General features: G+C 59.1%; 27 protein-coding genes and 2 rRNA genes. 12 read left to right on the top strand and 17 right to left on the bottom strand.

The features are described 5' to 3' along the window. Nucleotides 1–2 precede the first annotated feature (2 nt). Complete coding sequence (gene pheA, locus MHY22_RS06580) at nt 3–899, bottom strand: prephenate dehydratase (RefSeq protein ID WP_239278622.1); 897 nt, start codon at nt 897–899, stop codon at nt 3–5. A 33-nt stretch (nt 900–932) separates the two neighbouring features. Here pheA and MHY22_RS06585 point away from each other — a divergent pair, with 33 nt between their 5' ends. The 3 genes from MHY22_RS06585 to MHY22_RS06595 all read left to right on the top strand — a co-directional run bounded on the left by MHY22_RS06585 (nt 933) and on the right by MHY22_RS06595 (nt 4,065). Next, entirely contained in the window at nt 933–2,069 is a 1,137-nt protein-coding gene (locus tag MHY22_RS06585) for an amidase (RefSeq protein ID WP_239278624.1), read from the top strand. Next, the gene (locus MHY22_RS06590; RefSeq protein WP_239278625.1) at nt 2,066–2,764 is read left to right on the top strand and encodes a CPBP family intramembrane glutamic endopeptidase; all 699 of its coding nucleotides are present in this window, start codon (nt 2,066–2,068) and stop codon (nt 2,762–2,764) included. Before MHY22_RS06585 ends, MHY22_RS06590 begins: the two co-directional genes overlap by 4 nt. Nucleotides 2,765–2,826: 62 nt before the next feature. Then, nucleotides 2,827–4,065, top strand: coding sequence for an LCP family protein (locus MHY22_RS06595; RefSeq protein ID WP_239278626.1), 1,239 nt, complete (start codon nt 2,827–2,829; stop codon nt 4,063–4,065). Between the two features lie 49 nt (nt 4,066–4,114). Here MHY22_RS06595 and MHY22_RS06600 read toward each other — a convergent pair whose 3' ends face one another. From MHY22_RS06600 to MHY22_RS06610, 3 genes are read right to left on the bottom strand one after another with little or no spacing between them, the layout of a single operon-like run. Further along, nucleotides 4,115–5,035 (bottom strand): DUF5926 family protein, encoded by a 921-nt coding sequence (locus tag MHY22_RS06600; RefSeq protein WP_239278627.1) that lies wholly within the window; start codon nt 5,033–5,035, stop codon nt 4,115–4,117. Nucleotides 5,036–5,055: 20 nt separating this feature from the next. After that, nucleotides 5,056–5,760 (bottom strand): glycerophosphodiester phosphodiesterase family protein, encoded by a 705-nt coding sequence (locus tag MHY22_RS06605; RefSeq protein WP_239278628.1) that lies wholly within the window; start codon nt 5,758–5,760, stop codon nt 5,056–5,058. Continuing rightward, a complete protein-coding gene (locus MHY22_RS06610) occupies nt 5,760–6,707 on the bottom strand; it encodes an L-lactate dehydrogenase (RefSeq protein ID WP_225746279.1) in 948 nt (315 codons plus the stop codon). Before MHY22_RS06610 ends, MHY22_RS06605 begins: the two co-directional genes overlap by 1 nt. 87 nt (nt 6,708–6,794) lie before the next feature. Here MHY22_RS06610 and MHY22_RS06615 point away from each other — a divergent pair, with 87 nt between their 5' ends. Beyond that, nucleotides 6,795–8,537 carry an alpha/beta-hydrolase family protein gene (locus tag MHY22_RS06615; protein WP_239278629.1) on the top strand — a complete coding sequence of 581 codons (1,743 nt, stop codon included), beginning with the start codon at nt 6,795–6,797 and terminating at the stop codon, nt 8,535–8,537. Here the strand turns inward: MHY22_RS06615 and msrA are convergent. Then, nucleotides 8,534–9,181: a peptide-methionine (S)-S-oxide reductase MsrA gene (gene msrA / locus MHY22_RS06620; RefSeq protein WP_239278630.1), complete on the bottom strand. Its 648-nt coding sequence runs from the start codon at nt 9,179–9,181 to the stop codon at nt 8,534–8,536. The genes MHY22_RS06615 and msrA overlap by 4 nt on opposite strands. A 164-nt stretch (nt 9,182–9,345) precedes the next feature. Between msrA and MHY22_RS06625 the strand changes: the two genes are divergently transcribed. Next, nucleotides 9,346–9,948, top strand: coding sequence for a superoxide dismutase (locus MHY22_RS06625; protein ID WP_005325362.1), 603 nt, complete (start codon nt 9,346–9,348; stop codon nt 9,946–9,948). Nucleotides 9,949–9,990: 42 nt separating this feature from the next. Here MHY22_RS06625 and MHY22_RS06630 read toward each other — a convergent pair whose 3' ends face one another. Further along, nucleotides 9,991–10,845, bottom strand: coding sequence for a LysR family transcriptional regulator (locus MHY22_RS06630; protein ID WP_239278631.1), 855 nt, complete (start codon nt 10,843–10,845; stop codon nt 9,991–9,993). Between the two features lie 71 nt (nt 10,846–10,916). Between MHY22_RS06630 and MHY22_RS06635 the strand changes: the two genes are divergently transcribed. Together MHY22_RS06635 and MHY22_RS06640 are read left to right on the top strand one after the other, a co-directional pair. Continuing rightward, on the top strand, nt 10,917–12,068 hold the full coding sequence (locus MHY22_RS06635; protein ID WP_239278632.1) for an MFS transporter: 1,152 nt from the start codon (nt 10,917–10,919) through the stop codon (nt 12,066–12,068). A 10-nt stretch (nt 12,069–12,078) separates the two neighbouring features. Next, entirely contained in the window at nt 12,079–13,377 is a 1,299-nt protein-coding gene (locus MHY22_RS06640) for a copper oxidase (RefSeq protein ID WP_239278633.1), read from the top strand. Here the strand turns inward: MHY22_RS06640 and MHY22_RS06645 are convergent. Then, on the bottom strand, nt 13,364–14,797 hold the full coding sequence (locus tag MHY22_RS06645; protein ID WP_239278634.1) for a TM0106 family RecB-like putative nuclease: 1,434 nt from the start codon (nt 14,795–14,797) through the stop codon (nt 13,364–13,366). The genes MHY22_RS06640 and MHY22_RS06645 overlap by 14 nt on opposite strands. A 69-nt stretch (nt 14,798–14,866) precedes the next feature. Between MHY22_RS06645 and MHY22_RS06650 the strand changes: the two genes are divergently transcribed. Further along, nucleotides 14,867–15,499 carry a DUF6474 family protein gene (locus tag MHY22_RS06650; RefSeq protein ID WP_239278635.1) on the top strand — a complete coding sequence of 211 codons (633 nt, stop codon included), beginning with the start codon at nt 14,867–14,869 and terminating at the stop codon, nt 15,497–15,499. 189 nt (nt 15,500–15,688) lie between these two features. After that, nucleotides 15,689–16,000, top strand: a complete 312-nt coding sequence (locus tag MHY22_RS06655) for an Lsr2 family protein (RefSeq protein WP_239278636.1) — start codon at nt 15,689–15,691, stop codon at nt 15,998–16,000. On the opposite strand, the gene MHY22_RS06660 is transcribed toward MHY22_RS06655, so the two are convergent. Both MHY22_RS06660 and MHY22_RS06665 read right to left on the bottom strand, forming a co-directional pair. Then, nucleotides 15,997–16,635, bottom strand: coding sequence for a response regulator transcription factor (locus tag MHY22_RS06660; protein WP_023020112.1), 639 nt, complete (start codon nt 16,633–16,635; stop codon nt 15,997–15,999). The genes MHY22_RS06655 and MHY22_RS06660 overlap by 4 nt on opposite strands. Before the next feature lie 37 nt (nt 16,636–16,672). Beyond that, entirely contained in the window at nt 16,673–17,836 is a 1,164-nt protein-coding gene (locus tag MHY22_RS06665; protein WP_239278637.1) for a sensor histidine kinase, read from the bottom strand. Here MHY22_RS06665 and MHY22_RS06670 point away from each other — a divergent pair. Continuing rightward, entirely contained in the window at nt 17,835–18,371 is a 537-nt protein-coding gene (locus tag MHY22_RS06670) for a DUF2020 domain-containing protein (RefSeq protein ID WP_239278638.1), read from the top strand. The two genes, MHY22_RS06665 and MHY22_RS06670, sit on opposite strands and share 2 nt — an antisense overlap. Here the strand turns inward: MHY22_RS06670 and MHY22_RS06675 are convergent. Both MHY22_RS06675 and MHY22_RS06680 read right to left on the bottom strand, forming a co-directional pair. After that, complete coding sequence (locus MHY22_RS06675) at nt 18,368–18,520, bottom strand: hypothetical protein (RefSeq protein WP_239278639.1); 153 nt, start codon at nt 18,518–18,520, stop codon at nt 18,368–18,370. The genes MHY22_RS06670 and MHY22_RS06675 overlap by 4 nt on opposite strands. Then, nucleotides 18,520–19,182, bottom strand: coding sequence for a class E sortase (locus tag MHY22_RS06680; protein WP_239278640.1), 663 nt, complete (start codon nt 19,180–19,182; stop codon nt 18,520–18,522). Before MHY22_RS06680 ends, MHY22_RS06675 begins: the two co-directional genes overlap by 1 nt. Nucleotides 19,183–19,215: 33 nt before the next feature. Between MHY22_RS06680 and yidC the strand changes: the two genes are divergently transcribed. After that, on the top strand, nt 19,216–20,160 hold the full coding sequence (gene yidC / locus MHY22_RS06685) for a membrane protein insertase YidC (RefSeq protein ID WP_239278642.1): 945 nt from the start codon (nt 19,216–19,218) through the stop codon (nt 20,158–20,160). Here the strand turns inward: yidC and MHY22_RS06690 are convergent. From MHY22_RS06690 to MHY22_RS06705, 4 genes are all read right to left on the bottom strand, one after another. Next, nucleotides 20,117–20,725: a TetR/AcrR family transcriptional regulator gene (locus tag MHY22_RS06690; protein ID WP_005327015.1), complete on the bottom strand. Its 609-nt coding sequence runs from the start codon at nt 20,723–20,725 to the stop codon at nt 20,117–20,119. The genes yidC and MHY22_RS06690 overlap by 44 nt on opposite strands. 78 nt (nt 20,726–20,803) lie before the next feature. Beyond that, nucleotides 20,804–21,052, bottom strand: coding sequence for a GlsB/YeaQ/YmgE family stress response membrane protein (locus tag MHY22_RS06695; RefSeq protein WP_005327014.1), 249 nt, complete (start codon nt 21,050–21,052; stop codon nt 20,804–20,806). A gap of 120 nt (nt 21,053–21,172) precedes the next feature. Then, nucleotides 21,173–22,072 (bottom strand): universal stress protein, encoded by a 900-nt coding sequence (locus MHY22_RS06700; RefSeq protein ID WP_239278643.1) that lies wholly within the window; start codon nt 22,070–22,072, stop codon nt 21,173–21,175. Between the two features lie 41 nt (nt 22,073–22,113). Next, the gene (locus tag MHY22_RS06705) at nt 22,114–22,257 is read right to left on the bottom strand and encodes a hypothetical protein (RefSeq protein WP_005325337.1); all 144 of its coding nucleotides are present in this window, start codon (nt 22,255–22,257) and stop codon (nt 22,114–22,116) included. Here MHY22_RS06705 and MHY22_RS06710 point away from each other — a divergent pair. Next, nucleotides 22,238–23,248, top strand: coding sequence for a pseudouridine synthase (locus MHY22_RS06710; RefSeq protein ID WP_370658840.1), 1,011 nt, complete (start codon nt 22,238–22,240; stop codon nt 23,246–23,248). The genes MHY22_RS06705 and MHY22_RS06710 overlap by 20 nt on opposite strands. Nucleotides 23,249–24,021: 773 nt before the next feature. Here the strand turns inward: MHY22_RS06710 and rrf are convergent. Beyond that, a 5S ribosomal RNA gene (rrf, locus tag MHY22_RS06715) occupies nt 24,022–24,139 on the bottom strand. Between the two features lie 130 nt (nt 24,140–24,269). Continuing rightward, nucleotides 24,270–24,387 (bottom strand): 23S ribosomal RNA (locus MHY22_RS06720); the annotation flags it as partial.

A 24,387-nucleotide genomic window follows, 5' to 3' on the forward strand; every position in this document is an offset into this window, starting at 1 on the left:
GATTATTGGCCCCTGCGTGCCCGCGCTACCCAATCATCCGCCGCTGCCAGATCGCGCGGTGGCTTGCCCGCGGGCGTTGCCGCCGGCCAGGAGCCGAGGAAAAGCAAGTCCTCTGCCCGCAACCACAAGGCCCGCAGCGCTTCCGCTACCGGCTGATCGTCAATGTGCCCAATGAGGTCCACGTAGAAGCGGTACGTGCCAAAGGCCTCCCGCGTGGGGCGCGACTCAATCCGGGACAAGTCCACCCCGCGGTGCGCAAAGTCCTGCAATGCCCCCACCAGGCTGCCTGGTTCATTTGGCAGGGTGAAGATGACGCTGGTGCGGTCCTGGCCAGTCCTTGCAGTGGGTTTTCCCGGACGCCCCACCAGGACGAAGCGCGTTGCGGCGCCCTCGACGTCCGCCACGCCCTGGGCGATGGTCTCCAGCCCAAAGATCTCGGCGGCCCGCGCCGGCGCTGCGGCGGCATCCGCCTCCCCACGGGCCACAGCCTCGGCCGCGGCGGCATTGGAACTGGCCGGTACGAACTCCACTTCCGGCAGATTGTCTTTTACCCAGCCGCGGATTTGCTGGAACGCCACCGGGTGGGTGCTCAGCCGCGCAATGTCGCCCGCGCCTTGCCGGGTCATGATGCTAAAGGCCACGGGGATATCCACCTCGCGATAAATCTGCACCGGTTCGGCTTCAACCAGCGCATCAAAGGTGGTGGTGACCGCGCCATCGACGGAATTTTCAATGGCTACGCAGGCGTACTCGGCGTGCCCGGCGCGCACGGCGGCCACGGCCTCCGAAGGCGAGCCAACCGGCATGGTCTCTACCTGCGGCAGGTGCGCGGCAAACTTATGCACAGCCGCTTCCGTAAAGGTGCCGGCCGGACCGAGGAAGGCGATGGTGGTAGTCATGCACGTCACCTTAGCCCACTAGACTGGTGCCCCATGGACTTTTCCGTAGAACAACTCCGCGCGGATCTGCACGGGCTTTCCCCCGAGGAGCACGGTTTCACCTACCTGGATGTGGACCGCGAGCCCTCCGGCCGAGGCCGGCTGAGCGGCTGGGTCCTCTCCGCTAAGGATCTCTGCGATGTCCGCGGCATGCCCACTACCTTGGGAAATGTCGATCGCACTTACTACCCCGAGCGCAGCGATGCCTTTATCGAGGCCTTGGAGAAGCAGGGGGCGCGCATCATCGGGAAGTCCTCCACCCCGGAGTTGGGTCTGCGCGTGGATACGGAGCCGGTGGGCCTGCCCCATCCCGATAATCCCCTCTATCCCGGCTGCACTCCGGGTGGTTCCTCGGGCGGAGCGGCGGTACAGGTCGCGCGGGGGTTGCTGCGCGCGGCGCACGCCAGCGATGGCGGCGGTTCCATCCGAGTGCCGGCCGCGGCCTGCGGCGTGGTGGGCTTTAAACCGGCAGGTGATGAACTGGGCGTGCAGGGCTTTATCACCCGGACCGTGGCCGATAATGCCTTTCTGCATGGCCACCGCATGATCACCCCGCGCGCCCGCATCGGCCTGCTCGTAGAGCCGCTGTTTTGCGATGCCAACGTCGATGCCCACCACCTGCGCGCCGCCCGCGAGGCCGCCCAACGCCTACAGGCAGCCGGCTTCACCGTGGTGCCCATTTCCCCGTATCCGCAGGCCCGAGCTACCTTTGCGCATTTCCGCACGACCTTTACCTCCCGCCTGGCGGGGCTTAACCCGGCGGCGGGCTATGCGGAGTGGATTGCTCAACAGGGCCGGCGCGTTAGCGCCGCTGAGCTGGCCGCGGCGCGGGCGCATGTCCGGCAGCTACCTGGCTTGCTGGCCCAAGAGTGGGGAGTCGATGCCATCCTCACCCCAATGCTGACCACGGACCCGCCGCGTATTGGTTCTTTCCTGTCCCTGCCCCATGCGGAGAATTTCGCGGCCCAGACCCGGTGGTCTCCGTGGGGTTCCCTCTTCAACATGGCCCGCCTGCCAGCCATTTCCGTGCCATGGGCCGTTCCCAATCACCCGCCAGTAGGCGTGCACCTAGGAGGCATTACGCTTTCCGACGCCGCCCTGCTCGGCCTCGCCCACATCCTCCACCCATGACCAAGTCCTTACGCGCCGAGCTACTCATCGTCCTCACCCTCACCTTTGGCATTTCCGGGGTGCGGGCGGTGTTGAACCTCATCAATTCCCTGGCCTCGCCGCAGCGGCTCGACGAGCAATCGGTCACGCTCAATTCCAGCCAATCCTCCCTTGCTTGGGTGGATATGGGACTGCAGCTGTGCTCGGCCGCCGTACTCTTTTCCTATGGAGCCTTAGCGCTTTTCCTGCTGGCCAAGGACCGCTTTGTGCCCCGTGCCCACCGCGCCCGCGACTGGCTAGAAGGCGCAGGGCTTGCCGCCCTCATTGGCATCCCGGGGCTCGCCCTGTATGTCGCGGCGGTGCACTTGGGGTGGAGCAAGGAGGTCATCCCCGGCGACTTCGCCAATGCTTGGGTGGAAATTCCCGTTTCCCTCCTCAAGGCCGCTGCCAACGCCTTCGCGGAGGAAACCGTGGTGGTGATGTGGCTGATGACGCGTTTGCGCCAGGCCCGCTGGTCGCTGCCAGCCACGCTGGCCGCAAGCTCCATTCTCCGCGGTTCTTATCACCTCTACCAGGGAGTTTCCGCTGGCTTTGGCAATATCATCATGGGTTTAATCTACGGCTACTACTACCACCGCACGGGGCGGGTATGGCCGCTGGTCATAGCGCATTTTCTTATCGACGCCGTCGCTTTCGTGGGTTATTCCTTCCTGTGAAAATCCCTGTAGGGGACGTCGCGAAGCAGGCGTTGCTCCCTGCTCCTTGTAAGGTATAGCGCATGACTGAATCAGGACGAGATCCGCATCGGGAGGCCCGCCGCGCCGGCGACGACTCCTCCACTGAATTCGTCCTTGGGGCCGATGGACGTCCCCTCAAGGATCGATACGGCCGCCCCATTCGACGCCGTTCCTCCGCCCGCCCGGCACCGCGGCGCGTGGAACCCGAGCAACAATCCTTTCGCGCTCCGCAGCCACAGCAACAGCCCCCGCGCCGCACTCCGCCCCCAACGCCGAGCCGCTACCCCAGCCAGTACCGCGCGCAGCAGCGCCCGCCTCGTCGTACCGAGCCGCGCCCGGCGCCCCGGCAGCGCCCGCACAGCCGCCGCAAGAAGGTCAATCCGGCCAAGCGCGCCCTCGGGTGCGTTGGCTTGGCGCTCGTTGTCCTACTGGTATTCAATCTCGTCTTCATGTTCTGGACCGATGCCCGCCTCACCCGCGTGGAGGCGCTGCCAGAAGAACAAGTGTCTAATACCGCCGGCACCAATTGGTTGCTCGTCGGCTCCGATTCCCGCCAAGGCCTCAGCGAGGAGCAGCAGGCTGAGCTCGGCACCGGTGGTGATGTGGGCGAGGGCCGCACCGATACCATCATGTTGCTGCACATCCCTCGCACCGGTAAGGCCAAGCTCGTTTCCATCCCACGCGATAGCTACGTGGAAGTCCCCGGTTTCGGCATGGACAAGATCAATGCCGCCTTTACCTACGGTGGACCGCAGCTCCTTACCCAAACCGTCGAGGGCGCGACCGGTCTGCACATCGACCACTATGCCGAGATCGGTATGGGTGGCCTAGCGAATGTGGTCGACTCCGTCGGCGGCGTAGACGTGTGCGTGAAGGAACCCATCAATGACCCGCTGGCCGGCATTGATCTCCAAGATGGCTGCCAGAAGCTCAAGGGCCGCGACGCCCTCGGTTACGTGCGCACCCGCGCCACCGCCATGGGTGACCTTGACCGCGTGCAGCGACAGCGCGAATTCTTCTCCGCATTGCTGGATAAGGTTGCTTCCCCAGCCACCCTGATTAACCCATTCCGCGCCTTCTCCTTGGTCAACCACACCGCCTCCTCGTTCATCGTGGACGAGGGCGACCACGTCTGGCACCTCGCCCGCGTGGCACTAGCCATGGGCTCCGGTGTAGACACCGAGACCGTCCCCATCGGCGGTTTCCAAGACACCGAGGTAGGCAACGTCGTCCTCTGGGACGATGGAGCAGCCGCCGAGTTGTGGGATTCTCTCAAATAGCGATCAAAATATGGCCCTTCCTCTACTGGGAAGGGCCATATTCTTGTCTTTAGCGCAGGGTCACCTGGCGGGACTTGATGTTTTCTAGCTGCTTGCGCTCATCGGCGCTCAACTGGGCATCATTAGAGATTTCTTCCTCCAAGGCCTTGTCCACGCGAGTGAGGTGGTCCTCATAAGAAGCGTGGTCAACCTCTGGATCCAAGTCGAAGACCGGAGCGATGAGACCGTGGGTGCGGAAAACACCGGCGAACTTGGTGCCCTCGCCCAAGTTCAGCTCGCCGCGGGCGGCGACGCGCGCCAGTGCGTTCAGGAATGCGGATTCATCGTCATTCGGGCGGACCCAACGGATGTGGGCCTTGCCGCCGCCGGCATTTGCCCAAAAGGCCGCACCGGTAATGTTCTCGCCCACCTGGTAGGACTCAATGACGGAATCATTAGCGGCGCGAAGCGACTGTGCAATCTGCGGGGTGACCTGTGCTCCCTCCGGAATCCACCATTCGAAGTCCTGGTGAACCTGCACGTCGAGGGTAGCAGAGGAATCGATAAGCTCCTCCAGCTTCGGCTCCGAACCGTCGGCCGCGGTGGATTCCAGGGTGGCGCCCGGCTCATTATTCTTCACCCAGTTAAGGGCAAAGGCGAGGTCGCGACCCGGGTTGTGGGTATGGGACTGCACCTGCAGGCCCACGAAGGCATCGCCGCCAAATTCGGTGTCCCGAATAAGCGCAGCAGAAGCACCCGGCAGGACGGTGGCTACATACACGTTCTTATCGCAGCCTTTAACGTCAAGCTTGGCAAAAGCGGAGGGGACGAACTCCTGCATGGCGACCAGGGAGGCCTCCGCAGCAAGTCCGCCGTAGGGGCGGGGATCCTTTTCCAGGGCGGCGCGCTCCTTGGCGCGGGCAGCGAGCTTTGCCTGGCGGCGGGACATGCCCTCAGGCAGCTGTTCCTTGTTCTTTTTCTTCTTGGCCATGCCTCCAAGATACCTGCTTACTAGAGCTCAATGGCATGTAGGGCCACTTCGGGTTGGTTGGTAGCGAGCATATCTACCCCGTTAGCCCACGCCCACTTCATATCCTCCGGCTTGTCTACAGTCCACAGGTAGGTAGGCAATCCCTGCGCGCCGATAATTGCCGGCTGCAGCTTCGCGCGCAGCAACGATACGCCGAGCGCGGTGGGCTTGGACAGCATTACATCGGGGCGGTTGACGTGGCGCTCCCAATCGCGACGAAGATAAATCCGGTCCATGTGCGGCGCCAAATTCTGCATACGGCGGATGGCGTGGTGGGAAAAGGAAATAACGTGGATCCGGGGGTCGTCGAAAAGCCCCGCATAACGCAGGCGCAGCACCGTTTGCTCCTCCAGGATGTCACCCTGCCCGGAGGGGTGCTTGGTCTCGATATAAAGGTGGTGCGGTGTGCCCTGAAGTAGTTCCAAGAGTTCGTCGAGAAGCATCATACGCTGGCCCGAACCGATGTCAACGCCGCGCAATTCTTCCCAGTCCATCTTGGAAATGCGGCCGGGGCGCCCCGCGGTGCGGTCCAACGTGGGATCATGCTGAACCACTACTTTTCCATCGCGCGTCAAGCGCACATCGCACTCGACGCCGTGAATTGGCAAATCTAGGGCTTTTTCAAAAGCTAGAGGGGATAGCTCCGGATATTTTCCGGAGTATCCCCTATGAGCGACAATCTTCACTAGCCGAAGAACTCTTCCTTGATGTCATTCAGGGTCTTGGCAGAAGCATCGAAACGCTCCTTTTCGTGCTCATTGAGCTGCAGCTCAATCGCGCGCACGATGCCGGAGCGGTTGATGATGGCAGCGGTACCGATGTAGAGATCCTCTACACCATACTCACCCTGCAGGTAAGCAGATACTGGCAGCGCCACGTCCTGGTTCTGGATGACGGCGGCGGTGATACGGGCCAGGCCCATGCCGATACCGAAAGAAGTGGAGCCCTTAGCGTCAATGATGGAGTAGGCGGCATCGCGGGTGTCTTCGAAGATCTTCTCGATGCGCTCTGCATACTCCGGATCCGTATCCAGCTTCTTGGACATCGGGACACCTGCGATATTCGCGGTGGAGATGGCTGGCAGCTCGGAATCGCCGTGCTCGCCCACGATGTAGGCGTGTACGGACTTCGGTGCAACATCTTCCAGCTCGCCCAGCATGTAGCGGAAACGAGCGGAGTCCAGCACGGTGCCGGAGCCGATGACGCGCTTGTGGTCCAGGCCGGAAGCCTTCCATACGGCGTAAGTCAGGATGTCCACTGGGTTGGAGGCAACCAGGAAGATGCCATCAAAGTCATTCGCCATGACATCGGAGACGATGCTGTTCATGATCTTGACGTTCTTGCCCACCAGGTCCAGGCGGGTCTCACCCGGCTTCTGTGCGGCACCGGCGCAAATGACGACCATATCGGCGTCTGCGCAATCGGCGTAGGTGCCCTTGGTGACTCGGGTGCGGGTGGGGGCCCAGACAACACCGTGGTTGAGGTCCATGACGTTGCCCTCTAGCTTCTTTTCATCGATATCGATGATTGCCAAGTGGTCAACGATGCTTTGGTTGATGAGAGCGAAGGCGTAAGCGACTCCCACATCGCCGGCGCCAATGAGAACTACTTTGTTTCCTACATGATTTGCCATGACCCCATTGTGCAACTCTTTGAAGATTTTTGCACGGGCTAAATCTCACACTGAAAATCCCACTGAAATCTGGGATAATCGGGCATTATGAAACGCGCACTCCGCCGCGCTGCACTAATCGCTCTTGGCGTAGCCGCGGATCTCACGCCCATCGTCCGTATGACCAGCCGGCAAACCTTACCACCCAATATGTCGGCTGGAATTTTGGGTGCGGAATTAGCTACGTGGGCTGCTGTTTCGCCCTCCTTACTTCCCCGCCCGTGGTGGGTGACCGCTGCCAACGTGGCAATCGGGCAGGGCATTGGGCATCTAGGTGCGGCGTCAACAAGCTTCGTGCTCAATAGCATTGGCAAGCGCCCGCAGGACCGCCTCGGACCACAACATCGACAAATTATGCACCTTGCTATTGGCGCCGGGACTGCATTTAATGCCGTGCTTTCGCTGCGCAACCAGAAAAAGCAGGCGGAGTTAGTCAATAAGCAGCTCGTGCGGGGGCCCGCCACGGCGGCCATCGGCCTGGCCGCGGGCACCGCGGGCTACGGCACTCTCCTACTCATCGGGGAGGCCACGCAGCTTGCCGTCACTAAACTGTCACGCCAGCTAGGCCGGTGGGTGCCTGCACTCGTTGCTTGGCCGGTGGTTACCGCGGGACTGAGCCTCACGGCGTTTGCACTTTCTGACCGCGTGGTCTTTCGACGCTGGCTACGCTCGCTATCGCACCAAGCGCAGCGAATAAACAAGCAGATTTTCCCTGGCACCTCCATGCCCTGGGAGCCAGAGCGCTCCGGCAGCCCATGGTCGCTCGAGCCGTGGTCGGCGCTGGGACAGCAGGGACGCCGCTTTGTCTCCAACGGCCCCCGCGCCCGCGATATCCGCACAGTAACGGGAACCGATGCAAAGGAACCCATCCGTATCTACGCCGGATACATACCAGGGCGCTCCTTCCAGCAATCCGCGGAAAAGATCCGCGCCGAACTCGAACGCACCGGTGCCCTGCGGCGCGAAACTATCGTCATCCAAATGCCCGCCGGCTCGGGGTGGATCAATAACTGGGGTGCGTGCTCCTATGAGTTTTTGACCGGTGGTGATTGCGTCACCGTCACCATGCAGTATTCCTACCTGCCTTCGGTTTTTTCCTACCTCGTGGATAAGAATGCACCGAAGCAAGCGGCCCGCGAATTGATTCGGGTGGTACAAGAAGAAATAGATAGGCTGCCTAAAGAAAACCGCCCGCGGCTTTATTTCGCAGGTGAATCGCTTGGCGCCTACGCCATTATGGATAACTACCATAATGCGGAAGACCTACTTTCCGCGTGCAATGGCGCGGTCTTTTCTGGGCCTCCGCGCATGACGCACTTTACCCAGCGCCTGCGCCGGGATATTGGTTCCCTAGAACGCCTGCCCGTTATCGATGGCGGCAAGCATGTGCGCTACGCGGCGGCCCCTGACCATACGCTGCACGACGCCTTTGGCAATGACTACGCCCATACCTGGCGCCGCCCCCGCATGCTCATTGCCCAGCACGCTTCCGACGCCATCGTGTGGTGGGATCTCAACCTTCTCGTGCGCAGGCCCACCTGGATTCATGAACCGCAGCCGGAAGCGCTGCACGCGGATACCTTCCGGCAGCTGCATTGGGTTCCGTTCATTACCTGGTGGCAAATTGGCTTGGACCAGATCAATTCCCTCAACGTCCCTGGCGGGCACGGACACAACTATTTTGAGGAAATGCTCTGGTATTGGGATGAGGTCTTAGGATCCCAATCCCGCCAATCGCTCACGCCGAAGCTGGCCAAAAAGATCGCCCGCTTTATCCGGCGCGACGCTTAGTCGCATTTCACCCCAGTACTGTGGTGCGGGCAGTACCCATTAGGCACCTTATATAAGTACTGCTGATGCTCATCCTCAGCCAGGTAGTACTCCCCAGAATCAGTTTCGGAGAGGAGTTTGACCTCCGTGGTGGTATCCCCGAATCCGAATTCCTTGAGTTTCTCTGCATAGGAATCCACGATGCCCTGGATTTCTGCGCGCTCTTCCTCCGTGCGTGGGTAGAAAGCAGAGCGGTATTGCGTTCCTACATCATTGCCCTGGCGAAAACCCTGCGTGGGATCGTGCGCTTCTAAGGCCTGTACGACAAGATCGCGCAGGCTGATGCGCTGCGGGTCATAGACCACCTCCACCGCCTCGGCATGGTTGGTTAGCCCACGGCACACCTCATAGTACGTGGGGTTCGGGGTGGTACCGCCCGCATAGCCCACCGAGGTGGACTCCACGCCTTCGGTCTCCCAAAACATCTTCTCCGCACCCCAGAAACATCCCAACGCAATAAGAATGGAGCGCTGCCCGTCCTTCCACGGCCCGGTAATCGGTGTTCCTAGAACGGCGTGCGGGGCGGGGTCCACAATCGGCTCCGTTCGTCCCGGCAGAGCATCGTCTGCAGCAACAAGTTTGGGCTCCGGCTTAAACATCCACATGAGGTATAGCTCCTTCCCTATTCCTTCTTCCCAACGTTGTACTGCGAAAAGCTATTCCGCGGCCAGTTAATATTCGCGCTAGTTCCACAATTCGAATTAATCATGGCGAAATCTTTCAACCGTGCCTATCATCGGGACACGTACCCGAAGAAAGGATTTAACAAATGGCTGTTTACGAACTTCCTGACCTCCCATACGCATTCGACGCACTGGAGCCACACATCTCCGCAGAGATCATGGAGCTCCACCACGATAAGCACCACGCAACCTACGTTGCTGGCGCTAACGCCGCACTCGAGGCACTCGAGGAAGAGCGCAACGGCGAGGCTAACCCGGATCGCATCCGTGCCCTCTCCAAGAACTTGGCGTTTAACCTGGGTGGCCACACCAACCACTCCATCTTCTGGAAGAACCTGTCCCCGAACGGTGGCGGCGAGCCAACCGGCGAGCTGGCAGAGGCTATCAACCGCGACTTCGGCTCCTTTGAGAAGTTCAAGGCTCACTTCTCCGCCGCTGCTACCTCCCTGCAGGGCTCCGGCTGGGCCGTTCTGGGCTACGACCACATTGCTGGCCGCCTCATCATCGAGCAACTGACCGACCAGCAGGGTAATACCTCCATCAACTTCACCCCGCTGCTGATGCTGGATATGTGGGAGCACGCTTTCTACCTGCAGTACAAGAACGTTAAGGCTGACTACGTTAAGGCCGTATGGAACGTCTTCAACTGGGATGACGTTGCTGAGCGCTTCGCTGCAGCCACCAAGTAACTCCTTTTAGTTACTTCGGCCGCCCCTTCGGGGCGGCTTTTTCTATGCCCGGATAAACTCCCGGAATTGCTGCACTGGGGGTGCGTCGTCCCCGGCGCGCCACACTAAACCGAGCTCGCGGTACGCTGGCGGCGTGAGGGGAATCAAGCTCCCCACCTGTAGATAAGGATCATCCAGCGGCAAAAGCGCCACCCCGAGTCCTGCCGCTACCAGCCCCGCAACGGTAGTAAGTTCCATCGACTCGAAGACGAGGTGGGGGCTAAAGCCAGCGTCGTCCGCGAGGGCATCGAGAAGCATGCGCGTGCCATAGCCTGGGAGCATGCCGATGAACGGTTCTGCAGCGAATTCCGCTAGTTCCACCTCCCGCCGGTTCGCTGCCCAGTGACCCTCCGGCACCGCAAGGCCTAGTCGCTGCACCTTAATTTGGTGCCAGCCCAGAGCAGCATCAGGCCGCGGGCCCACGAGAGCAAGGTCAGATTCGCCGTTTTCCACCCTGCTCACCAGCTCCTGCGCCGCGCCTTGATGCAGGCGAATATCCACGTGCGGGTGCTGCGCGCGATAGCTCTTGAGCAGGTCCGGAACCAACCAGGTTCCCAGCGAGTGCATGAAATCTAGACGCACGGTGCCGCGTTCTGGATCCATGAGGCGGGCAACATCGTCCCGCCCTACCTGGTAGGCGCGGAGCATTTCTCGCCCAGCCGCAGCGAAAGCCCTCCCACGCGAATTCACGTGTAGGGTGCGCCCAGTGCGCTCGAAAAGGCGGGCGCCAAGACTAGCTTCTACGCGCTGTACGCGGCGGGTCAGCGCGGATTGGGAGATCCCCAGTTCATCGGCCGCAGCACCCACGCGACCATGATCCACCACGGCGAGGAAGCCGCGAACATCCTCCACATTCATGCATACTCCGCATCGTTTAGTGTAATTTTCCACATTTTACACATGCTGCATGGCCGGGCAGGCTAAATAACATGACTCGAACGCGGCGCGCAACGGTAGCCATGCTCCTGGTGGGCTTGGCTATTTTCTCCAGCCTGTATTCCACCCAAGCCATTCTTCCCACGCTGGTAGACAACATGGGCCTTTCTTCCACCGAGGCGGCCATGACCGTATCGGCCGCCACGGGCGCGCTGGCCCTATGTGTGGTGCCCGCATCCATCCTCTCCGAGCGTTTCGGCCGCGGACGTATCCTGCTCATTTCGGCCGTTTCCGCGACCGGGGTGGGGCTCATTGTTCCCCTCGCCCAGGAGGGGTGGCAGCTCATCGTGGTACGCGGCCTGCAGGGTGCGCTGCTGTCCGGCGCCCCCGCCACGGCAATGGCATGGCTTTCTGAAGAACTCGATGACAAAGCCCTGCCGCGGGCTATGGGCCTATACATTGCAGGTACCTCCGTCGGTGGCCTTACCGGCCGCCTCATCCCCACCGGATTGGTGGAGATTTCCACGTGGCGCTGGGCGCTCTTCGGCTCGGCGCTGGTCTCACTCGCCTTTGCCATTACGGCTTGGCTGCTGCTTCCTACCCAACGCAATTTCCGGCCTAAATCCATCCATCTCAAGACCGAAAGCCGGGCGCTCTTGGGCCATTGGGCCAACCGGGATTTGGCCTTGCTCTTTCTCACCGCATTCCTGTCCATGGGCACGTTTGTCTCCATGTATAACTTCTTAACCTTCCGGCTCATCGATGATTTTGGTCTGGCTCCTTCGCTAGCCGGCTTGGCTTTCCTGTTCTACCTTTCTGGCACCTGGTCCTCGGCTCGGGCTGGAGCGCTGGTGGCGCGAATCGGCCACGGGAAAACCCTGTGCGGCTCGGCTGCACTTTTTACTGTGGGCATCGCGTTCTGCGCCGGTAACCTTCCGCTGACGCTTCTCGGAATGATCGCCTTTACCGTGGGCTTTTTCGCCGTACACTCCACCGCCTCCGGGTGGGTGGGCCAGATCGCCACCCACGACCGCGCGGAGGCCTCCTCGATGTACGTGTTCTGCTATTACTTTGGCTCTTCTGTGGTGGGCGCGTGTGCCGGCTTGCTTTTCGACGCCCTATCGTGGCCCCTCTTCATTGCTTTCTTCACCGCCGTAGCCCTCGCCCTTACTGCGCTGACTTGGACCAAGATTAAATCCGGCTAAAATCGGTTTTATGCCTGAGAATAAGTGGTCGGCGCGGACATGGCACCGCAAGGCCTCCCGTCCCGTCTCCCTATGGATGATGGTTTTCATCCTCGTGGGTGCAACGCATACCTTGGTCCCGAACTACCGGTGGGTACTCATCCACCTCTTCACCCTCGGACTGGTAAGCAATAGCATCATCGTGTGGTCCCAGCACCTCACGGAGAAATTCACCCAACAGCGCCTCCCCGAGTCTGCCCGCCCTACCCAATTAGCCCGCATCTACGGCCTCAATACCGGAATCATCCTCGTGTTAATCGGCCAAATCCTCATGGAGTTCTGGTCCCAACACTGGATTGTCACCCAGGTGGGCGCCACGCTCATTGCACTGATAATGCTCTGGCATGCGGTATCACTCTTCCAGCAATGGCGCGGTGCCCAAGATAAGCGCTTCCGCCCCGTAGTGGGCGCCTATGTACTTTCCGCCCTGTGCCTGCCGGTGGGTGCCATCTTTGGCGGGCTGCTGGCCGTTTATCCCGGACATCCCACACTCCTGCTTGCCCATATAGCTGCCAATATCGGAGGATTCATCGGCTTGGCCGCGGCCGGTTCTCTCACCATCCTTTTCCCCTCCATCTGGCGGACCCAAGGTATTAATCGCCACATGCACTCCTCCTTTGCACTGCTCGCAGTCGGTGTGGTTGCCACCATCGGGGGCGCTTTCCTCGGCTTCCCCGAGTTGGGACTTATCGCCTACTGCTGCGGTTGGGCGCTGAGCTTGCAGCAGTGGCTCGCTAATGTGCTGACGGTGGCTAAGGACCCGCGCGATCGCATCACCTTTGCCTCGGTCTCCGTGCTCATGGCCTCGCTATGGCTGGTGCTGTCTTTGGTGTATTACACGGTGCAGCATTTCTTTATGCCCGAGCCGGCGCTGCCCACCCTCGCCTTGCTGGTGGGGTTTGCCGGTCAACTGCTCATCGGCGTGATGAGCTACCTCTTGCCCAGCACCATGGGTGGCGGCCCCGCTGCCGTCCGGGCGGGCTTGCAGCAACTGGACAAACTCGGTCTCCTGCGCGCCACCTTTGTCAACGGTGGCCTGCTCATCTGGATCGGCACCGATATTTCCCTGCTTAAGGTGGTGGCCTCCCTCCTGTGCATCCTGTCCCTGGCGGTCTACCCCGTGCTCATCGCCCGGGCGGTCAAGGCCCAGAAACAGGTTTTGATGAAGAAGGCGGAGGGTCCGGATCCTAAGCCCGGGCCAGAATGGAACCAGGTCTATGCGGGCATAGCGATCCTCGCAGTCATCTACGCCATATTTACAGCGCTGTAGTACCCGGCGCGCCGGCATCCATCCACTCGCGAACCGCGCGGGTGGCCTGGACGTCGCCGGAGTTATAGTCCAGCAAACGCTGCCGCGCCACGAGGTCACCGGCTAGCGCCTCGCGGCGCGCGTTCACGGATTCTTCGCCGTCGAAGTCTTCTTCTGGCCAGGTAAACCCCGCTTCTGGGGCGACTACCTTTAGGCCTAGGCCGAAGGGACCGGCGAAGGATCTTTTGACGTGGGCGAACATATCCACCCACTCCGGTGAGGAGATAAACTCTTCTACTTCCCGCTCATCCACCTCGCGGAAACGCTGCGCGGACATGCGCATCCAATGGTTCTCACCGTGGGACGAGTAGCAATATGCAGCAAATGTTTTGCCCTCCGCATGGGCCTTAGCACGCACATCCATCAACCAGCGCCAGAAGGCCGCAAAGTTCTCTGCCTCGGCGCGCCCGCCCAACGGATCCCACGTAACAAATGGGACATAGTTGCCGTCGTGCCAGGCTCCCCATAGGTACGCGCCCTGGTCCAGGTAGGCTTCCATATCCACGTCCACCTCCACGTCCGCACGCGGAACGTGCACGTCGCCGCGGCGCAGCAACACTTCCCCGGCACGCCAGGCAGCAGCAAGGCGGGAGGGTTCGCCCAGGTCGGCGTCGATAAGCGCCTGCACGGTAGTAATCCCGCGCTCGCGGTAAGGCTTAGCGCGGTCGCCGGATAGGAAAAGCGAAATATCATCCGCTGCCACCAGCTCCTGCTCGCACAAGGACCAAAAGCGGCAGCTCGCGCACTCCTTAACCCGCACCGGCGCGGTAGGAAGCGGCTGATTCCAGGCGCGTTCCAAATCAAACTTCGCTGTTTCCGTAAAAAATGCCCGGGTACGGTCCTGCCCGATGGCCCCACCTCGGCCAGAATCGAGCCCGAGATCCCGCAAAGCACGGGCGGCAAACGCTAAGCGGTAACCATCTACCGCATGATGACGCAGCTTATACGGAGCCTCAAGCGGCTCACTCAGGCCCAAGCGATGGGTAGGCACCGCCGGCGTCGTCTTGGTGTCATTCTTACGGGCCACACGGTGATTAGACACGATAATTGGGGTGTACTTATCGCCCTCGCGCAGCAGCAAATCTACGCGCACCATCCACTCCTCGGTGGCGAAGACCGCGTTGGTGATGTGCGTATACCCGGAAGCTAAGGCCTCAAGGGTGCGCATGGAGCGCTCCCACTCATCGCCTTCCAGATCGATGCGGCGGAACCGGCCGGAGCCTTTGCGGGGAAACATCTCCATGACGGCCTCCACTGCGGCCGCGTGGCGTTCCGCCCGGGCAATCGAGGCATGGGTACGCGGCATCTCGGGGTGCGCGCGCCGCTGTACTAAGCGGTAGCGGCACCCCACAAGATCCGAAGCAACAACCACATCCTCCACACCGGGTGAGCTTAATAGAACGGCAAGGTAAAGTTGAATCCAGACTCGATCAAACGTGAGGGAAATTTAATGAGCATTCTGAAGAAAGTTAAAAAGGCCCGCCAAGAAGCACGCGCACAGGCAAAGGCCGCCAAGACCCGTGCCAAGGCAGAGGTAAAGGCCCAGTCTAAGGACCGTCGCCGCCAGCAAAAGCTCCTGGCCAAGCAGGAAAAGCACCTCATTAAGTCGGAGGAAAAGGGCCTTAAGAAGCGCCGCAAGCACGAGGAGAAGATGGCCAAGAACGAGTTAGCCAAGCTCAAGGCCGGCCGCTTTAACTCCGATAACATCAAGCGCTATGCCGGTGCACTGCGCACCGCCGCACCCCTGCTGCTGCCGCTCCTCTACCGCGGCTACGTGGGCCTGAAGACCGAAGGCGAAAAGCGCAAGGCCGCTAAGGCAGGCGTGAGCTCGGAGCAGATGGCTTCCTTCTCCGGCTACGGTGCGCCGCTCAAGGCCCGCACCGCCGGCATCCGCAACTCCCTCGATAACACGGACGTTCCAGCCGGCTTCAAGCGCGATGTGCGTGACCGCCTGCAAGAAGTAGACTCCGCCATCGATAATGCCGAGTTCATGACCGAGCAGCAGCGCCACCGCGCTCACAAGACCATTAGCTCGGAAATTGACTCCATTACTGCGGAAATCCAGCAGCACCTGGCCCAGTAAAAGAGCTACACGCCGCCACCGCCCCCTATTCGGTGGTGGCGTTTATTTATTTTCTATAAAGATCCGGGATTTTTCGGGAAAAGTATTTTCGGCCAGAAAAAGTTGCTGATAATCTTCTAACCGCCCTACCCCTTTAACACCGTTTATGTTCTCTGTGCTTGGTGTGCAATTTTTAAAATTGGAGGAAATATGTCCCGCCGTGAAGTGACCCAATTTTACGACGACTTGGACCACACCCTAATCCCCGAAGACCAGCTGGAGGTTGTTCGCTTCAGCGTAAACGGTCAAAATTACCTCATCGATCTCTCCGTGGATAACGCGCGTCACTTCCATAATCTTCTGGCCCCCTACGTGGACGCCGCCCGCATTGCCCCAGACATCAATGCACAGCGCGCCAATCCCAGCCAGATCCGCGAATGGGCCCGCACCCAAGGACTACCAGTGGCGCACCGCGGAAAGATCCCGCAGGACGTCATCGAGGCGTATAACGCCGCTAATTAAAGCACGCCCTGCTCGCGGGCGGCCGCCACCGCGGAGGTGCGCGAGCGCACGCCCAACTTGTCATAAATGTGCACAAGGTGGGACTTTACCGTAGCCTCAGACAGCATGAGGTCCTGGCCAATCTGCCGGTTCGACGCCCCCGCTGCTACCAGCTGCAAGACCTCGAGCTCACGCGGCGTGAGCGAGGTGCGTGGCGTACGCACGCGAGTCATCAGCCTATCGGCCACGATGGGAGATAGCGCCGAATCACCCTCCGCAGTCGAGCGCACTGCGGCAAGCAGCTCCTGCGGAGGAGCATCCTTGAGCAAATAGCCCACGGCGCCGGCTTCGATAGCGCCGAGAATATCCGCATCAGTGTCATAGTTGGTAACCACGAGGACCTTGGGCGGGGTGGCCATCGCGGAGCGAATCTGCGCGGTTGCCTCCGCGCCGCCCATAACGCGGGTCCCTTCCACACCCGCGCCGAAGCGCAGGTCCATCAAAATGACATCGATGCCACCCGCCTGCGCTGCCGACACCGCAGCTTCGGCCGTAGCGACCTCCCCTACGACGTCGATATCCTCTGCGCCCTCGAGCACGGACCGCAGACCCAGCCGGACGATTTCGTGGTCATCTGCCAATAGGACCCGAATCACGACATTCCTCCTATCGATGTCATTGTCAACCAAAAGTTTAATCTACCCGGTTGCCTAAGGGCATACTAGCTGACACGGCAGTGCCCTCCCCCGGCGCGGATTCAACAACGACCTCCCCACCTAGCTCTTGTGCGCGGCGCCTAATTGCGGCCAACCCAATATGCCCCAGTCCAGCCGGGGCACTTTCCACCGCGGCCGGATCAAAGCCTTTGCCGTTATCCACCACATCCAGGCGCACCTCATCGCCCTCATAGGTCACCGTGATCCGGGCGCGGCTTGCCTCTGCATGCTTGACGACGTTCCCCACAGCGCCCTGCGCAATCCGCAGCAGCGCCGCTTCTATCTTCATGGGCAGCTGCTGTACCTCTCCTTCGGATTCCACCTCGACGTGGATATCTCCGGTAGTGCCGAAATTTTCCGCCATACGGGTCAACGCGGCCTCAAGGGATGCCTCATTGAGCGTCGGCGGCTGCAAAGCAGCAATCATTGCCCGTGCTTCGTGCAAGTTATCCGCGGCCGTCCTGCGGGCCAGCTCGATGCGCTCTCGCGCTTTGCTCGCGTCCTGCTTATCCAGATCACGGTCCGCCGAATGCAGGAGCATTTGAATGGAAGACAGTCCCTGGGCAAGGGTGTCATGAATCTCATGCGCAATGCGCTGACGTTCAGCCACCATGCCGGCATCGCGCTCCGTGGCTGCCAGCTGCGAACGGGTTTCAATCAACTCTTTATTCATCCGCGACAGCGACCGGAAGGCGTAGGTGATCGCTATCGTCACCAGCGCCGAAACCGCCGGCCCCATGACACCGCCAAACGTCAGCCCCTGCGGAATCTGCACCACCACGGTGATGATCGAGGCAACGATGACGCACGCGATGCCCGCCGCCATGTCCAGCACCGTGAGGTACAAAAAGAACATGGCGAAAACCAAATAGATTGCCGCTGGGGCCACGAACAGATCCGCCACCCACAGCACCGAGAGAATGCACAGCCACAGGTAGCGCACAGGCCGGGCCCAATATTCCCCGTAGACCGAGCCTGCGAAGTACACGGCCGCAAAGCCCACCAAAAGCAGCAGGTTGATGATCGCTTGCGAAAGCGGCATCCGCGCGGAGGTAAAAATGCCCACCACCAGCAGGCCAGCGGTCAGGATATGGATGCCGGTGCGCAACGCATCGGTATCCCGGTCTATTGTGGAGCTCATGCGCAAAAGCCTACTTCCCCTACTCGCCCTAGCCACCTTTGGGATCGCTGGCTGCGATTCATCCGCACCCACCCCTGCACCAACAACTACGGTCACTCCGGAGGCTTCGGAGGCACCGGAGGTTAACGTCGCCCAAACCGCGGAAGTCAATGACTGGAGCGATTGCCCCTACATCGGCCCCGGCTGGCTCGAAGAAACCAACGGCCAGCGCCTGACCAAGCAGGGCATCGACACGCGCTTTCCCACCCCGGCCTGCGTCTTTTGGTCCTACCAGGACGAGCCACAGGCCACCGTCATCGTGCGCGATATGCCCACGGTCGACGACGCCCGCGCCGCAGTGGATTGGGCCGCGCCTATCGACGCCACCGAACCCGCCTCCTTCGACGGCTGGGAAGGCGGTCGGGGCGTAGTCAATGAGCATGCCGTGTACGCGGTGCAAAAGGACACGCACGCGGTACTGGTGTGGAGCAACCAGCAACAAACCGTGAAGTCAGAGCAAATTGCCCACGAAGCGATCGCCAACTTGGGCCTTTAAACCGCGACGTCGTTATACGGCATCATCGGCGACAGCCACGGGAATACAACCTCCATAAGTAGGAAGAAGACTCCCACCGCAATAGAAATAGCCAAGATGACCTTCACCGGCGTCGGCCCCGGCAAGAGATTCCACAAAGCGCGATACATTACTTCTCCTCTTTTTCTACTTCCATAGCGTGCACAATCATGCGCTCCGCGTTGGAAAACTGCGGGTGACACGTGGTCAAGGTCAAGATCTCGCGGCTCGGTTCGGCGTCCGACTCTGGCACGGGGTTGGTCACCGAGACGTCGCCAGGCGTTGTAATATGCCGCCCAGCCACATGGGAATACTCCGGCGGAATTCCATTGAAACAATCCGCCTGCTCGCCATCGATGGGCAATACGCGATAGGTAATTCGCTCCTTCTGCGTTTCCACCACGATGTCATCGCAGGTCTCTAGCTTGCCCAAGTCATTAAAGGGAGCCCCCTTGCCCACGCGGTGGCCCGCAACCGCAAAGTTGCCCATCTCTCCCGGCATCTGGGAATCCACGTAGCGGCCAGGGCCGCGCAGCAGGTCATCTTCATTGGTGCCCTCAATAATGGCAAAGCGGTAGTCAGAACCGAACGTGGGAATGTACAGCTGCGCGAAAGCCTCACCCAACTCCGGCTCCAACTTCTGCCGCGGATTGCGCCATTGCTCGTCAAGGTGGGCGCTCGCCTCCTCCTGCAGCTGACCGGATTCTACATTTGTCCAATAGGCTTCATAGAATGCAAAGAGTAAAAGAACCACGCCAATGGTTAGCATGAGTTCCCCAAGAACTTTAGTCATGCCTTAAACCATACTGCCCATGAAAGGTTGAGCATGTACGAAGTCTTCATGTACCCAGTTTCCGGAATCATGAAATTCTGGCACTGGCTCATCAGCAGCTTCGTCGGTGAATCTACGGCCTGGCTGATCTCCATCGTCTTGCTGGTTATCACCGTGCGCGGCGTCGTTGTTCCCTTGAACTGGATATCCGTACGCTCCGCCCGCATCGGCGCACTCATCCGCCCGGAGAATAACCGCATCAAAAAGCAAATGAATAACGCCACCACCACCGAAGAGATGGCGGAGCTCATGCAAGAGGAAAAGAACCTCATGAAGAGCTATAACTACAACCCCGCAGCAGGTTGTGTTCCCCCGCTCATCATGATTCCGGCCTTCATCGGCCTTTATCAAGTGCTCCTGCGCATGTCCAATATTGAGCGCGGCTCCACCACCGTGGGCATGTTGAATGCCTCCGACGTCTCGGCCTTCCGCGAAACCACCTTCTACGGCGCTCCGCTGACGGATTTCGCCCGCGAGCACGGCGACCTCATCAATCCCATCCTCATTGCCGCCATCGCCTTTACCATGGCTAATTCCGTCATTTCCCTCGTGCGCAGCTTCCGCACCACTCAATTTGATCAGAAGGTCAACCGCCGCGTCTTTATTCTCATGGGCTTTTTGCTGCTGGTGATCCCTTTCTTCCTGTGGCACCTGGCCCAAACTGGACCTATCCCAGTAGCCATCATTCTGTACTGGGGATGCGCATATCTCTTCATGCTGATCCAAACCGCTATCTTTGAGATCATTTTGCACCGCGACTACCCGCTTACTGAGGACGTCCACGCTATGCGCCGCGAAAGCATTCGTCGCTGGCGCAAGCGCGAAAAAGAACCCGCCCTCTCCAAGGAGGAGAAGAAGCGGGTCAGCCAGCTACGTATGGAGGCCCGAAAGTACCTTAAATCGAATAATCAGCAGGGGGAGCAGAAAGCATCTGAGTAGCCAGGTCGCGGGCCGTCTGCAGCGGCCCAATCTCCTTGGTGAGCCGAGCACCCGCACGGCCGCCATCCAAGAAAATCAACAGCTGGCTCGCCTGCGAGGACGATGGGTAACCATTGCGCTCTGTTAGCAAGGCCGTCAGAGTGGAATGCACCCAATTACGGTGTTCAACGCAGGCAGCCACGATACCGTGTTCCGCCTCGGTTTCTGGGCGCGGATACTCTCCGGCCGCATTCAAGAAGTGGGAGCCGCGGAATTCCTGCGTGGGTTCTTCCTCGATCGCCTTATCAAAAAACGCCAGGATCTTTTGATCCGGATCCGTCATCTCCGCGGTACGCTGTTCCCAATCTTGGCGGAACTTCTCATCCAAAGCTTCTACATAAGCGATAACGAGCGCGTCTTTGGAACCAAATAAAGAGTACAAAGAAGCTTTAGCCACATCCGCCTCGCGCAGGATGCGGTCGATTCCGATGACACGAATGCCTTCGGTGGTAAAAAGCTTGGTCGCCGATTCCAGCAGCCGGCTGCGCGGGCTGGGCCGATTACGGCGCGACTTCTTCTCTGCCATGGGTTCCTCTCTAAAACGACAAAGCCGGTTCATCTATACTTTATAGACAAACCGGTTTGTACGCGAATTAAATTCGGGCTACTTCTTAATGAGCCCCACGATCCACAACAGGATACAAGCACCACCCGTAGCGGCAATCAAGGAGAAGATCCATCCACCTTCCTCAATGTTCAGGAAGTGGATAATCATGCCACCGATGATGCCACCCAGCACACCAACAATAAGGTTGGTCAGCAGGCCGTGGTCGCGCTTCATAATCTTCTCAGCCAGCCAGCCGGCAATGATACCAATAACAATCGAGCTAATAAGCCCCAAACCCAAATTCATGCAATCCTCCTAAATTAGCGGGCAATACCTTAGCGTACACGAGCGCACACTACCTAAGGCGGCCCCACACAACAAGAGCGCTCCGCCCTTGTGGGCGAAGCGCTCTATAAACAGTAGCTTTTAGCTTTCCTCATCCGGACGGACAACCATCATCGGGCACGGTGCGGACTGCAACAGTGCGCGAGATGTCGAGCCCAAAAGCATACCTTTAAAGCCGCCGCGGCCGTGCGAACCTACAACCAATAGCTGCGCGCCTTCTGCAGCCTCGGTCAAAGCGTTCACTGGACGGTCACGGGTAATGAGCTTCTTTACCTCAACCTCTGGGTATTCCTCACGCGGCTCCTTCAGATTTTCAGTCAGAAGTTCGCTCTGCTCCTTTTCAATATCAGCCCACTCGGACTGGGCGGCCGACAGCCCCGCCAAGGAAGCCTGCACCTGCATATCCATCCAAGTATGCACGGCGATCAAAGCAGCACCGCGGGCCTGTGCCTCACGGAAGGCGTAAGCCGTGGCCTTCTGCGAAACCTCGGAACCATCCACGCCGACAACGACAGGGCCGTATTTGGTGGAGTCCGTGACATGATTATCCTCGCGAACGACGACCACCGGGCAAGAGGCGTGGGACACAACCGAAGCGGAGACAGAACCCATCACCATGCCGGACAGGCCACCCATGCCGCGGGAGCCCATGACAATCATGGTGACATCGTGCGACATTTCTAGCAGCATGTCGATGGGGGAACCCTCGGCCACAGTATGACCAATCTTCAACTCCGGGGCCACCTCATGAGCGATGGCGCGAGCTTCCTCGATCTTCTCGAGGGTTTCGGCCTGCAAGTCGTCGAAAAGCTCCTTTGGCGGAACCATGCCCTCTGCGTACAGGAACTGTGGCATGGTGTAGCTGGATGCGATTCGCAGTGGAATCTCGCGCTTCATAGCCGTATTGGCGGCCCAACGTACTGCATTCTTCGATGCATCCGAACCGTCAACGGCAACGACTACAATATCTTCCTTAGCCATGATGTGTCCTTTCGCTGGTTATACCTTAATTGTAGTACGGATTAGGCTTGAGGGTTGACGGTTGCAGCCTCGGAATTCGACGGGAACATAACGGTGTACACAAACTCCAAGACGGTGCGAATTACGGCGCCAATACCTTCAGAGAAAAAGGCAACAACCGGTTCAATGAGAGAGTTAAAATCCATGGGCAAAACATTAATACATCGCCGAAAAGGTTTCACGCCTTTGCCGATTAAAGACGGCCTGAATCCAACCCGCGTGCGCACGTCCGAGGCAGGCATAACGGCCTGGGAATTTCTTAGTGCAGTCATATCGGCACAACGCCACCGACACCCCGACGACGACGCCTCGGCGCTCCAGGCCCGTTTCGACTCCGGCGAGGTAGTACTACGCAATCAAACCAAGCTCCGTCCGGACTCAATATTGAGCCAGGGCGAAGATGTCTTTTTCTACCGCATGCCGGCACCCGAAACACCGGTGCCTTACGACGTCCCCATCCTCTTCGAGGATGAACATATCCTCGTCGCAGATAAGCCACCGTTTATGGCAACCATGCCACGAGCCCGCCACATCGTACAGACCGCTACAGTCCAGCTACGGCGAATGACGGGAAACAACGAACTCGCCCCAGCGCACCGCCTAGACAGACTTACCTCCGGAATTTTGTTATTCACCAAACATCGCAATGTTCGGGGCCCCTACCAAACCCTATTTGCAGAAAAGAAAGTACAAAAGACCTATCAGGCAATCGCCGAATACCGCCGCTTTCCGACGCCCCTCCAGTGGGCCTCCCACCTCACCAAAACCCCAGGCGAAATCCAGGGCCGAATCGGCGACGGTCGCCCAAACGCATTCACCACGCTCGCTTCAGTCGAGCGAATAGACAACACCCCTTATGAAAAAATCCACGGCGACCTGCCGCGATTGGGCAAGTACACGCTAAAACCAACAACGGGAAAGACCCATCAATTGCGTCTCCATATGTGGCAGGCCGGCGTACCCATCCTGGGTGATCCCGTCTATCCAAAAATCTTTCCCGAAGAAGCAGAGGACATGCGTATTCCTATGCATCTCACAGCGACCCATATCGAATTCACTGACCCTATTAGCGGAAAGCCTCGGCAATTCGAGTCCGATCTACCTCTTTACACGCACCACCTAGTAGAGCATCAATAACCTAGGCCGGATAGCCAATGATCAATTCGAGTGCACTTCGCATCAAATTGTAGAAGGCACTACCAAAGTTCTGACCCGGACAGCTATTCACTCCTAGCTTCGACCATCATTTGAAGCACACTCATGAAATACCCCGATAAGGCAGCGATGCCGAAAATCCAATTCAGTGCGACGTTGCCTACGATAGTTACCGACATAAGAAACAATAGAGTACAAACCGCAGCGAATAAAAGGTAAATTCGTGCTCTATTTCGTTGGTTCCCCATCTCTTTCCCTTTCTTGAAATCAACGATCCTGGCGCAGGGGTGATCCCCACGTTGAGCCAGTATAGCGCGTGCATTTCCTCAGTATGCGAATACGCCTAAGCATACGCGCATGTTCCGTCGACCGCGACGCTCTTCGCAACCTTCTTAAAACCATCGAATTCAGAGTTTTCCCAGCGATTTATTCTCTAAGACCGATAGAGAATGTATAGTGTCATAATTTGCCAAAAGTCCAGGCGAATTAGGTACTATCCACTTACTCCCCATCCGGCGAAATGCGATCGATTGAGTGGTAACGGGCTTGACCCATTACGTCGCCGCGAGCTTTGTCACCCCACGTAGCGTCATAAGACCCACACTACATCCCCTGCTCTACTTGATCCACCACGGTAGAAATTTGCGCTTGGTTCATGCTGTTGAGGCTAGCAAAACGCAAAAAAGGGAAGGAGACGGTTGCTTACCGTTTCCTTCCCTTTGTGTTTCATTATGGAGTTTTGTTTTGTTGTTTGGTGTCGGCGGTGACTTACTCTCCCACAACCTCCCGGTTGCAGTACCATCAGCGTGTGCAGGCTTAGCTTCCGGGTTCGGAATGGGACCGGGCGTTTCCCTGCAGCTATTGACCACCGACAAACATACGAAGCATTCCAACCCTTAGGTGTGCTTTCGGGTGTTGTGTCAGATACTGCATAGTGGACGCGGTCACGACAGTGACTATTTACATTTCTTCGTTTCTTGTTTTTGCCAGTACACGTAGCGTGTTGGTGTTTGTTGTGGTCAATTAGTACCAGTAGCCTTCACACCTTACAGTGCTTCCAGGTCTGGCCTATCTACCCTATCGTCTTTAGGGGACCTTAACGAAACCTCATCTTAAAACAG

It is taken from the genome of Corynebacterium sp. ACRPO, from assembly GCF_022347205.1.
Lineage (GTDB): Bacteria > Actinomycetota > Actinomycetes > Mycobacteriales > Mycobacteriaceae > Corynebacterium.